This is a genomic window from uncultured Algibacter sp., assembly GCF_947487575.1.
Taxonomy (GTDB): Bacteria; Bacteroidota; Bacteroidia; order Flavobacteriales; family Flavobacteriaceae; genus Algibacter_B.
In genome coordinates this window covers 36,225-48,302 of record NZ_CANKXG010000009.1, presented here as the reverse complement: position 1 = coordinate 48,302, position 12,078 = coordinate 36,225, and the positions used below count along the sequence as shown (strand labels likewise).

Sequence of the window (12,078 nt, the reverse complement as noted above, 5' to 3'; positions counted from 1 at the left end):
TCATTTAAGGTACTCTATAATTGATTTAGCGACAAGAGCCCTACCGTGGTTATTCCAATGTTTATCATAAATTAACGTAGTTGGAACTTTAGCCTTCGTCAAGTCCTGAGATAAATCTATAAATTTATAGTTATTCTTTTCTAAATAATTGATAAACGCATCAGGTGTTTGCGCTTCCTCTAAAAGAAATATAAACCTTTCTTTATCGAAATTATAAGTTTTAACTAATTCATTGAAATTTGACAAATAGTCAAGATTCATTTCTTTTAAACTACTCTTTGTATTTACTTTTTCATTCTTTTTTTCTTTAATCCTAAAAGAAATTAATTGAGTAAATCGTTTTTTTAAAGCATCAACTGCTCCAATACTGTTCATATAAGTTAACAACTTAATTTTTCGCAAGTTTCTATAGAGAGGAGACTCTAGCTTCATTCTATCCTGAATAATTTTATGTTTACCTCTTTTTAAATCCGTATGAAACTCAATGCCGATAAAAACAAAATCTATATAATCAAAATCCTTTTTATATTGATGCATTAAATTAAATTGATCTGCTAAGTCATAACCTGCATAACCATATTCATAGACCTCAATACCTTTTAACGTGTTTTCTATTTTTTTTCCTATTGAGGAATTATAATCTTGATGAAAGCCCTCAATAAAAGAATCTCCAACTAAAGCTATTTCCTTTTTATCATCAGAAGGCGTAAATTCTCGATAAGAATTAAATCCAGAACTATTTATTCTGAATTCAGAAAAATTTTGTCGTCTATTACCAGTAACAGAAAACCCACTTTGATTTGGTTTCCACTTTTCTACACCAAAATCATCAATTATTCTAACAGGGTAATCTTTTGTTAAATGGAATACACGAATTATTAATTCTAATAAGACCAGGATTAGAACAAAATAAATGAAACTTTTGAAAAATAACTTTTTCATTTTTAAAAACATTAATATCATTGTTTAGACAAAATAAAGTCACCCATTACCAAATAATCCAATCCTGTTGAGAAAAAACACCGTATAGCATCTTTAGGCGATTCAACCACTGGTTCTCCTTGAATATTAAAACTCGTATTTAACACCACAGGAACTCCTGTTTTATCTCCAAGGCTTTTAATTAAATTATAATAACGTTCGTTTGTTTCTTTGTTCACAGTTTGTAACCGTGCACTGCCATCTACATGTGTTACAGCAGGAATAACACTTTGCTTATCATGTAACACATTACATACTTTTAGCATAAATGGTGCTTCAACCTCTAAATCAAAAAAATCATCTTTTGCCTCTACAATTGCTGAAGGAGCAAAAGGTCTATAAGCTTCTCTAAATTTCACTTCAGAGTTAATTTTATCCTTCATTTGAGGAAATGCTGGGTTTGCCAAAATACTACGATTTCCTAGTGCTCTAGGTCCAATTTCCATTGCGCCTTGAAACCATCCAATAATATTTCCTTTTTCTAAAAGAGAAGCCGCTTCATCACACACATCTTCAAAATAGTCATATTTAAGTTTAGCACCTTTAAGATCTTTTTCTATGTCTTCGTTCGAATAACTTGTACCCACATAAGGGTTATTATGAACAAAATTCCTTTTTTTATTAAAAACACCGTTATAAAGATAATATGCCGCTCCTATTGCTGTCCCATTATCACCTGCTGCAGGCATAACATATACATCATCAAAAGGACTTTCTCTAACTATCCTACCGTTCATAACACTATTTAATGAAACGCCTCCCGAAATAACCAAATACTGAGCTTTTGTTTTTTTATAAAGAATATCGCATATCTCTAAAACCTTGTTTTCAAGAACCCTTTGAAAGGCCGCAGCTACATTCATATGGCGCTCCTTAAAATCCTCTCCATGCTTTCTTGGTTCCCCAAAGATCTTATAAAATTTTTCGGAACAGCGTTCCCATCCCATATTTTGATAATTAAAATAACTTAAATCAAATGACAAACGTCCATCCTTATCAACTGTTATCATTTTATCGACTTCTTTCAAAAATACATTGGGGTCTCCCATAGGAGCCAGCCCCATAGTCTTGCCTTCATCATAACTAGTTCTAAATCCGCAAAACTGAGTTGCTACTTCATAAAAAGCACCTAATGAATTTGGAAAATAGCTTTGACTTAAACATTTAAAGTTGTTTTTTTTACCAACCCCTAACCATGTAGTTGCCCATTCTCCATGCCCGTCAATTGACAGTAAGGCAGCTTCCTCATATGGGGATACAAAAAAAGAACCAACTACATGACTATAATGATGTTCTATAAAATGAATCTTAGGGCCATTTAATCTACTCTTAAAATGATACTTAAACCAATTCCAAAAATCTTTTTGTTTACTATAATTAGTAACTACTATTTTATTAAAATAAGCTTTTAAGCTTTTAATCACTTTAATCCCATACCATATTTTTTTAAAAACATCATGGTTTGGCTTTATTGAAACCGCAATATGATCTATATCATCATATTCTAATTTTGCGATTTTTAAGCACCTATCTATTGCTAACATAGGGAATTTTCGAGTATGTTTATCTCTATTAAGCCTCTCCTCCTCTATGGCAGCCAGTAAGACCCCATCCTTTATTATACAAGCAGTTGAGTCATGAAAATAATAATTTAATCCTAAAATAACCATTTTAATTTTTTTTAGTTAGAACATAATTTTAATTTGCTATTAATATGTTCATATCTCATTAAGCTATTTTAGTTCATAGGGTATAATTAATGTAAAGTATTTTATTTTTTTAAAATCAGCTTATGCATTCAATGAGCTTAAAACTGAAAATAAATAAAAGATCTATCTATTCCACTATCATAAAACAATAAAATCAATAAAACAACCAGTATGTAAGCGATAAACCTTACTATTTTCGATTTAAATTTAAATGGTGAACGCTCGTCTTTTCTAATTATATATTCATATATAACAAACAATCCAATGAGAACAAAATAATCAATCATTCTATAACCATTAGGATGCGCATAATAGCCAAACGAAAAATCAGTAAAAATTCTTTTTATATAATTAAAAGCGTCAGTTATTGAAGCAGATCTAAAAAATACCCAGGATAAAGTTACTATCGAAAAAACCATTAAACCTCTTAAAACCTCAGTAATTGAAGGCAGTAAAGAATGTTCTCCAATAATTGAATTTTTATATTTTGTGTTTTTACCCATTAAAAAAACAGGTATAAATGCCAAAGCATGCAATGCACCCCATGACACATATGTCCATTTTGCCCCATGCCATAAACCACTAATTAAAAACACAATAGTAATATTTCTTAATGATAACAATTTAGTTCTTTGAGAGCCTCCTAATGGAATGTAAACATAATATTTAAACCAAGAGGATAAAGAAATATGCCATCGTCTCCAAAACTCAGCTATGTTTCTTGAAAAATAAGGAAACTTAAAATTAGACATTAATTCTATTCCGAATAATTTAGCTGTTCCAATAGCAATATCTGAATATCCACTAAAATCACCATAAATTTGAAAACTAAAAAAGACGACCCCAAGAATTAGGGTCGAGGCTGGGTAGTTACTGTAATTTGTAAATATATCATCGACTATTGGAGCAAGTGCATTAGCAATAACCATTTTTTTAAACAAACCCCAAAGTATAAGTTTTATACCATCAACTGACTGCTTATAATCAAATGTTCTTTTATTTATTATTTGAGAAAGTAAATTTGAAGCTCTTTCAATAGGCCCTGCTACTAATTGAGGAAAGAAACTTACAAAAGCTGCAAACGACAAAAAATCTTTAGTTGGTTTAATTTTTTTAAAATAAATATCAAGCGAATAAGACATGGTTTGAAAAGTATAAAACGATATTCCAACTGGAAGAATCACTTTCAAAGTCCAAGTATTTTTAATGTCATAACCAAATATAGAAATCATTTCGATCCAAGAATCTACAAAAAAATTATAATATTTAAAAAACCCTAAAAGACCAACATTAAAAATAACACTAAGCCAAAGCCATTTCTTACGACGTGAATTGGTTTTAGTTGAGTCTATTTGAATCCCTACAAAATAATCAACAATAGTACTTAATAGTATTAACGAAAGAAATCTCCAATCCCACCAACCATAAAATATATAACTTGATATTAATAAAAGTATATTTTGAGATTTTATACTATTCTTTAAAGCACCCCAATAAAGCACATAAACAATAAAAAGAAATATAAAAAACTCTAACGAATTGAATATCATGCATTAATACTTTACAGGCAAATATGAAAGAAGTTATTAATACTTACAAAAATTTTCTTTGAAATACTTAAATAATTCCTTTAAATGAAATAGTATGTACTTTGAACAAAAAAAAAGCCCTAAACAAGGGCTTTTACAAAATATTATTCGATAAATAATATTTATTACATATCATTAAAAATAGAATGCATCAAACGTTTTTTATCATTGATACTTTCTTCAAGAGAAATCATTGTTTCTGTTCTATACACCCCTTCAATATCATCTAATAAAAAGATAATTTGTTTGGCATGTTCAGTACTTCTAGCTCTAATTTTGCAAAAAATATTAAATTTCCCAGTGGTTATATGCGCCACAGTAACATATGGTATTTCATCTATACGTTCTAAAACAAATTTTGTTTGAGAGGTGTTATTTAAATATACACCTACATAAGCAATAAAAGAATAGCCTAGCTTTTTGTAATCTAGCATTAAAGATGATCCTTTAATTATGCCAGCCTCTTCCATTTTCTTAACACGTACATGAACCGTACCTGCAGATATTAATAACTTCTTAGCAATGTCAGTGAACGGAATTCTAGTGTTATCAATTAACATATCTAGAATTTGATGATCAATTTCGTCTAATTTAATTTTCCCCATAATTAATTATTCTTATATATGAAGCAAAATTAATACATTTTCATTAAAAATAAGACACTAATACTAGGTTTTATTTCGATAAAAGCAATTTTTTTTCATTATTCAATATTACGCAAACGTTTTCGTAACCCAATTTCAGCAATTTACCATCAGCATTATAAACTTCTGCACCATTTGCTTCAATTTCTTTATGAGCATAAACACCTGTTAATCTTTCAATTTTTTCTATTCTTGGTATAAATTCAACCTTATTTTTAATCAAACGTTCTTGAAATTGAATACCTATATCAACTATTACATTATTAACCAGAGCATTTCTGATAATTACATCAAAAAAACACTTATCATTTTCAGGAATTAAAAAATAGGACTCATAGTAATTTCCCGTAACCTTTGTTTTTGAAATATAGTCTAAAGAGCTTAAATATGAAGTATAAATTAATTCTCGAGTTAAATCTCGAGCATAATCATTAGCAAAATGCCCCGCTTCAAATAATATAGTAGGCACATTTTCATTTTGAAACGTATCCCCTACACAATTCAAATTAAAAGCATCATCATAAACACCAACTTGGCCAGGTATAATTTTTTGCAAAGTATTATTCATTACCCCTATAACCTCCATAGCTATTTTTCTATTAGGAGTTATTGTACAAGTTTCATCTTGTGCTGGCGCTAAAAAAGACACCGTTGCTGACTTATCTGTAGTTCCAGCACTAAATATAGTCCGCTGACCATGCAAATTATAACAAAAATGAGGTTTAAAAGAATCAAAAATTGTTCGCAATACCTTACTCTCAGGCTGTGTCAAGTTTTGAGCATCTCTATTTAAATCTACTTCATTAGCATTTATTCGGGTATATGCGAATGCACCGTCAGGGTTTAAAATAGGAATAATATATAACGTGCAGGATTCTAATATATAATTAAGCTCAGATTTTGAATATAAAAGGGTGTTTAACAAATCAAATAATGCCTTGGTGGTTGTAGATTCGTTTCCATGCATTTGGGACCACATTAATAATCTCTTATCTCCATTACCAATTTTTAAACCATAAATAGGATTGTCTAAAACTGATTTACCAATGGTTTCAACATGAACACTATTCGATAAATTTTCCAGCAAATGCTCGATATGTTTATTGGTAATATAGCGATGTGATAAACTCTTTTCTGTATACTTTAAAAACAGGTTTTTTATATATTCTACTTGCATAGTTATTTTTTACTTAACAAAAGTAAACATTTAACAATTTACATTTGTAAACGGTTTTTTTGAATGATTTGTTTACATAAATACACAAACACGAACCAAGATAGACGCGCATAAACGCCATATTAAAAACAAAACAATTAGACATATATAACTATATATAAATCAAATTATTAAATGCAAATACATGAAGTTATAATTAACTAATTTAATCACCTTAAATACAATAAATAGGGTTATTTAAAGTTATATTATTACATTTGTAACATGAAATAGTCTCAAAACATTATTTACATTGATAAACACCAAAGATTTCATAAAAAGACTTCAAAGAATCATAGATTACTACGGAGAATCCGCCTCATCGTTTGCTGATAAAATTGGAGTGCAACGCTCCAGTATTTCGCATATTTTATCAGGCAGAAACAAACCAAGTTTAGATTTTATTTTAAAGACACTCTCCGCCTTCCCCGAAGTGGATCTATATTGGCTTTTTAACGGCAAAGGAACTTTTCCTTCTGAAGAAAAAATAAAAGACTCAAACCACAAACTACCCCCTGTCGCAAATCAGGAAAAAACCTTGAAAGAATTAAAAAAAGACAAAACCATTGATCGTATTGTTATTTTTTATTCTGATGGAAGTTTTAAAAACTACGACAATTGATTACATAGTTTATTAAATTTGCAATTCAATATTACATCATGAAGTTATTATTTTTTATAGCTCTATTGAGCCTAACTAGCTGTTACGAAACAACCAGAGACTGCACGGATTACAAAACCGGTTCATTTCGCTTTGATTACACTGTGGATGGTGTTGCTAAAAGCGGTAACTTTAAAAGAACAGAACGCTATAGTATTAATTTTTACGACGGAAAAACAGATAGTTCTGAGGTAAAATGGATAAACAATTGTGAGTTTGTGCTATATAAAATAAACCCTGTGTCTATTTCGGAAAAAGACCCAATTCACATGAAGATACTAACAACCACAGACAGCTCCTACACTTTTGAATACTCTAAAGCCTCTTTCAACGAAGGCGAAAAGAAACGGAAAGAAAAAGGTATTGCTTATAAAATCGAATAACCCCCTAATCAAAAGGATACAAAAAGTACTCAACCAGATTAAACTTCAATTCCTTTTTATCCGTAATCTCATACGTTAAAAAAATCTCTCCCCAAAACTCCCCATCTGAAAAATCTGCTACTATCCATTTATGATTTAGCATTTTTACTGTATTTAAAAGCATTTTCCTGCCTTCACTAGCAGCATATGGGATTATAGGATGCTCACCTTTCACTTCATTTAATTTATATAACTCATCTTTTATAAAAGGAATCAACTCATCTATTTCATAGCCTTCATCTTCAAAATAACTAATAGCATCTTCATTTCTATCTAAGTTAAAATGTGATACCTCCAGAATATCGTTTTGCAAAGCAGCTACAGAATCTTTATATATTTCCAATTGAGACTCGCTTGTAGCTAGCTTTTTATTTATGTCTTCAAAAATACGTTTTGCGCTTACATATTGAAACAAAACCAATAATGCCGCAAATACAAATAAATACATAAAAATTCTTTGTTTCATTCTTACTATGATTTAAACTGTTATTTTTAATCCGTCATAAGCCAAAAACACATGTTTTGGCAACAATTGCTCAACTTCATCATGAAAACCTAGCAAATGACTAATATGAGTCAAATAAGCTGTTTCAGGACTAACTTTATCTATAAACGCTAAAGCCTCTTCCAAATTAAAATGTGATTGATGCGACTGAATTCTCAGCGCATTAACAACCAATACTTTAACGTTTTTAATCTTTTTAATTTCTTTATCAGAAACTGTTTTCATATCTGTTAAATATGCAAAATCCTTAAATCTAAAACCAAAAACCTGAAGCTTAGCATGCTTACCATTAACAGGAATAACCTCTAATCCCTTCAAATCAAAAGATTTATTTTTTTTTATTCTATTAGCTTTTACCTTAGGAGCCCCAGGATATCTATTTTCTTTTTTAAAAACATAATCAAAACGCTGCTTCAACGATTTAATAACACGCTTATGAGCATAAATAGACACATCACCTTGCTTGAAATAAAAAGGCCTAATATCATCAAAACCAACTACGTGGTCGGAGTGCTCATGTGTAAACAAAATACCATCTATACGTTTTACGTTTTCTCGCAACATTTGATACCGAAAATCTGGACCACAATCCACAACATACGTGCATTCACCCCATTCTACCAGAATAGAAACCCGCAAACGCTTATCCTTTGAATTATTACTTAAACAAACGGGATGATCGCTCCCAATAATAGGAATTCCTTGAGATGTTCCAGTACCAAGAAATGTAATTTTCAAAAATCTAAAATTTTACACAAAAATAAGTTTATTTTTTTGTTTGCTGTACATATTTGATACCTTTGTAAATACATGATCTAACCTATATAAATATGGAAATTGCCATTACCGGAGATAAAGAATTTAACGATATCCCTTCTTTAAAATCCAAAGCACTCCGAATAAACTTAAACGAAAACATCTACGGATCATTTGCTGAAATTGGCGCAGGACAAGAAACTTGTCGTCATTTTTTTAGAGCTGGTGGCGCATCGGGTACTATCGCAAAAGCCATGTCTGCTTATGACAAAGATTTTAGCGACGCCATTTATGGCGCCGAAGATGATGGTCGCTACGTAACTGAAGCACGTTTAAGAAAAATGCTTACTCATGAAATGAACCTCATGGAAAACAGGTTAACTCGTGAAAAAAACCCGAATAAAATATTTTTTACTTACGCCAACACAGTTGCTACTATTGATTTTGCAAAACAATTTAAAGGCCATGGTTGGGTAGGAATTAAATACCAAGTTGAATCTAGTGGCGATTACAATGAAATCATTCTTCACGTTCGCTTTAAAGAAACTGACGCCAGACTACAACAAGAAACACTAGGCATATTAGGAACAAATTTAATCTATGGAGCGTTTTACAAATACAATGAACCCAAAAAACTACTGCGCTATCTATACGACCATTTAGATAAAGACCAAATTGAAATAGACACCATAAACTTCTCTGGCCCTGTTTTCGAAAACATAGATAACAGGCTAATGAGTTTACAATTAGTAAAAAACGGCATGACTGACGCCGTAATGTTTGGTCCAGATGGAACAAATGTTTTACCAGCTCGAATATTCTACAAGAAAAATATTTTAGCCTTACGCGGAAGTTTTAGACCAGTTACTAAAGTAAACATGGCAATGTATGAGAAATCATATGAAATGTTTATTAAGGAAAATAAAGTTGACGAAAAGAAAACTGTTGTAGTTTTTGAAATTACACTCTCTAATTTAAGAGCTGAAGGCGAAATTGACGAGCAGGATTTTATTGATAGAGCAGACTTATTATGCTCTCTAGGACAATCTGTTATGATATCTAACTTTCAAGAATACTTTAAGGTTGTAGAGTATTTTTCAAACTACACAAAAGCACGCATGGGACTTGCCATGGGAGTAAGTAACTTAATTGATATTTTTGACGAAAAGTACTACAGACACATTAGCGGAGGCATACTTGAAGCTTTCGGTAAACTATTCTTTAAAGATTTAAAAGTTTACCTATACCCTATGAAAGATGCGAAAACTGGCGAACTTATTAATAGTGAAAACTTAAAAGTTTATCCACGTATGAAAGAACTATATAAATTCTTTAAATACAACGGAAAAGTTATTGACATTAAAGATTACGACGAGAGTATTATGAATATATTCTCAAGAGAAATTTTAAGAATGATTACTGAAGATGAGAAAGGCTGGGAAGACATGATTCCTGAGGGCACTGCCGAATTAATTAAAGATTACAGATTGTTTGGCTACACCAGAAGACCTTTAACACTAAGCAGGCGAAAACCCCAGAAGAAGAAATAAAAAATTTAAAACGGCTATTTAAAAATAGCCGTTTTTTTATGCCAATATTTGAGCTGCATGATCTTTAGTTTTTACTTTTTCAATAACGCGCTCAACTACACCTTCTTCATTAATTAAAAACGTCATTCTATGTATGCCATCATACTCCCTTCCCATAAACTTTTTTGGACCCCAAACACCAAAAGCATTAATAACAGTTTTATCCTCATCTGCAAGAAGCGGAAAAGGAAATTCATATTTGTTTTTAAAATTAGATTGTCGTTTTGCTGAATCAGCACTAACACCTAATAACTCATAACCCTGAGCTTGAAGAGCCGCATAATTATCTCTTAAATTACAGGCTTCAACAGTACAGCCAGGTGTACTTGCTTTAGGGTAAAAGAACACAACTAGTTTTTTTTCTTTATAATCACTTAAAGAAATTGTATTTCCTTGCTCATCTTTTGCTGTAAAATTAGGCACAGCATCACCTTGTTTTAATGTGTTCATAGTCTTAACTTTGATTTTTTACCAAAAATACAATTTATGACTAAGAAAGAGAAGGTGAATTTTGTTATTAACACACTTTACAAACTTTATCCAGAAATCCCTATTCCTTTAGACCATAAAGACCCATATACTTTATTAGTAGCTGTTTTACTATCTGCTCAATGTACCGATGTAAGAGTGAATAAAATAACACCAATTCTTTTTGCTGAAGCGGACAACCCATACGATATGATTAAATTATCCGTAGATGAAATAAAAGAAATTATCAAACCATGTGGACTTTCCCCAATGAAAAGCAAGGGTATTTACGGCTTATCAAAGATACTTATAGACAAACATAATGGCGAAGTTCCTCAGAGCTTTGAGGCTTTAGAAGAATTACCAGCCGTAGGCCATAAAACAGCCAGTGTAGTCATGTCTCAAGCTTTTGATGTACCAGCGTTTCCAGTAGATACCCATATTCACAGATTAATGTACCGATGGAATTTAACTAATGGAAAGAACGTGGTTCAAACCGAAAAAGATGCAAAACGCTTGTTCCCAAAAGAACTATGGAACGATTTACACCTTCAAATTATTTGGTACGGACGCGAATATTCCCCAGCTCGCGGATGGGATTTAAATAAAGATATTATTACTAAAACTATTGGAAGACAGTCGGTTTTAGACGATTATTACAAATCAAAAAAGTCCTGATTTTAAAAAACCAGGACTTTCATAAAACTTAATTTAGAAGCGCTTCAAACTTCATTTTATTACAATTTATAATACTTAAAGCCTTAGAGTAATTTAGAAGAAAATTAACCGTTTCCTCTCGCGGTTCAAGGTTTTCTATATTTTTAATAGAATTTTCAGAGTAAATTTTTGCCATTTTATTAATTTAAGGGTTAATTCAAACTAATAACGCAGCAAATTTCACTTTATTGCACTAGTTGGTTAACACAATATTATGCTTATCTATTATCTTTCTTAAATTTATCAATGCATAACGCATTCTTCCTAGAGCCGTATTGATACTAACTCCTGTCCTATCCGATATTTCCTTAAAGCTCATATCATTATAAATACGCATCATTAAAACCTCTTTTTGATCTTCAGGAAGTTCGTCAACCAATCGTCTTACGTCATTTTCAACCTGCTCTTTAATAATCGTTTTTTCAGCATTCAACTCGGGATCACTTAACACCGAAAAAATACTAAACTCACCTGTATTATCGAATTTAGGCATCCTATTGTTCTTCCTAAAGAAATCAATTACTAAATTATGAGATATACGCATTACCCAAGGTAAAAACTTACCTTCCTCATTATAAGCACCTCGCTTAAGCGTACGAATTACTTTAATAAAAGTATCTTGAAAAATATCTTCAGCGACATCTCTATCATATACTTTAGAATAAATAAAACTGTAAATCCTTTGTTTATGCCTTTTTATAAGCGTTTCTAAAGCTCTTTCGTCTCCTTTAATGTAGTAACTAACTAGAGTGGCATCTGTAATAAGTTCTTTTTGCATAATATTTACTTTTAATGCACGAAATATTGTCTTCGGTGCTTGG

Annotated in this window: 14 protein-coding genes; 4 read left to right on the top strand and 10 right to left on the bottom strand. The window is 31.0% G+C overall.

The features are described from left to right. The 5 genes from Q0870_RS11325 to Q0870_RS11305 form a co-directional block, all read right to left on the bottom strand. Entirely contained in the window at nucleotides 1-942 is a 942-nt protein-coding gene (locus tag Q0870_RS11325; protein ID WP_298555592.1) for a hypothetical protein, read from the bottom strand. A 17-nt stretch (nucleotides 943-959) separates the two neighbouring features. After that, nucleotides 960-2,651, bottom strand: coding sequence for a carbamoyltransferase C-terminal domain-containing protein (locus tag Q0870_RS11320; RefSeq protein WP_298555591.1), 1,692 nt, complete (start codon nucleotides 2,649-2,651; stop codon nucleotides 960-962). A gap of 137 nt (nucleotides 2,652-2,788) precedes the next feature. After that, nucleotides 2,789-4,240: an MBOAT family O-acyltransferase gene (locus Q0870_RS11315; protein WP_298555590.1), complete on the bottom strand. Its 1,452-nt coding sequence runs from the start codon at nucleotides 4,238-4,240 to the stop codon at nucleotides 2,789-2,791. A 164-nt stretch (nucleotides 4,241-4,404) separates the two neighbouring features. Then, nucleotides 4,405-4,884, bottom strand: coding sequence for a winged helix-turn-helix transcriptional regulator (locus Q0870_RS11310; protein WP_298555589.1), 480 nt, complete (start codon nucleotides 4,882-4,884; stop codon nucleotides 4,405-4,407). Nucleotides 4,885-4,954: 70 nt separating this feature from the next. After that, nucleotides 4,955-6,100, bottom strand: coding sequence for a M14 metallopeptidase family protein (locus Q0870_RS11305; protein ID WP_298555588.1), 1,146 nt, complete (start codon nucleotides 6,098-6,100; stop codon nucleotides 4,955-4,957). A 292-nt stretch (nucleotides 6,101-6,392) separates the two neighbouring features. On the opposite strand from Q0870_RS11305, the gene Q0870_RS11300 reads away from it, so the two are divergent. Both Q0870_RS11300 and Q0870_RS11295 read left to right on the top strand, forming a co-directional pair. Then, a complete protein-coding gene (locus Q0870_RS11300) occupies nucleotides 6,393-6,761 on the top strand; it encodes a helix-turn-helix transcriptional regulator (RefSeq protein ID WP_298555586.1) in 369 nt (122 codons plus the stop codon). A gap of 38 nt (nucleotides 6,762-6,799) precedes the next feature. Next, complete coding sequence (locus Q0870_RS11295) at nucleotides 6,800-7,183, top strand: hypothetical protein (protein WP_298555584.1); 384 nt, start codon at nucleotides 6,800-6,802, stop codon at nucleotides 7,181-7,183. Between the two features lie 4 nt (nucleotides 7,184-7,187). On the opposite strand, the gene Q0870_RS11290 is transcribed toward Q0870_RS11295, so the two are convergent. Further along, on the bottom strand, nucleotides 7,188-7,688 hold the full coding sequence (locus Q0870_RS11290) for a hydrolase (protein WP_298555582.1): 501 nt from the start codon (nucleotides 7,686-7,688) through the stop codon (nucleotides 7,188-7,190). A gap of 12 nt (nucleotides 7,689-7,700) precedes the next feature. Beyond that, on the bottom strand, nucleotides 7,701-8,465 hold the full coding sequence (locus Q0870_RS11285) for an MBL fold metallo-hydrolase (protein ID WP_298555581.1): 765 nt from the start codon (nucleotides 8,463-8,465) through the stop codon (nucleotides 7,701-7,703). Between the two features lie 92 nt (nucleotides 8,466-8,557). Between Q0870_RS11285 and Q0870_RS11280 the strand changes: the two genes are divergently transcribed. Next, nucleotides 8,558-10,033 carry a TonB-dependent receptor gene (locus tag Q0870_RS11280; RefSeq protein ID WP_298555580.1) on the top strand — a complete coding sequence of 492 codons (1,476 nt, stop codon included), beginning with the start codon at nucleotides 8,558-8,560 and terminating at the stop codon, nucleotides 10,031-10,033. A 36-nt stretch (nucleotides 10,034-10,069) separates the two neighbouring features. Here Q0870_RS11280 and bcp read toward each other — a convergent pair whose 3' ends face one another. Then, complete coding sequence (gene bcp, locus Q0870_RS11275) at nucleotides 10,070-10,522, bottom strand: thioredoxin-dependent thiol peroxidase (protein ID WP_298555579.1); 453 nt, start codon at nucleotides 10,520-10,522, stop codon at nucleotides 10,070-10,072. 36 nt (nucleotides 10,523-10,558) lie between these two features. Between bcp and nth the strand changes: the two genes are divergently transcribed. Continuing rightward, nucleotides 10,559-11,218, top strand: coding sequence for an endonuclease III (nth, locus tag Q0870_RS11270; protein ID WP_298555578.1), 660 nt, complete (start codon nucleotides 10,559-10,561; stop codon nucleotides 11,216-11,218). 28 nt (nucleotides 11,219-11,246) lie between these two features. On the opposite strand, the gene Q0870_RS11265 is transcribed toward nth, so the two are convergent. Together Q0870_RS11265 and Q0870_RS11260 are read right to left on the bottom strand one after the other, a co-directional pair. After that, entirely contained in the window at nucleotides 11,247-11,393 is a 147-nt protein-coding gene (locus Q0870_RS11265; protein WP_298555577.1) for a hypothetical protein, read from the bottom strand. 57 nt (nucleotides 11,394-11,450) lie between these two features. After that, nucleotides 11,451-12,035: a sigma-70 family RNA polymerase sigma factor gene (locus Q0870_RS11260; RefSeq protein WP_298555576.1), complete on the bottom strand. Its 585-nt coding sequence runs from the start codon at nucleotides 12,033-12,035 to the stop codon at nucleotides 11,451-11,453. Nucleotides 12,036-12,078: the final 43 nt, after the last annotated feature.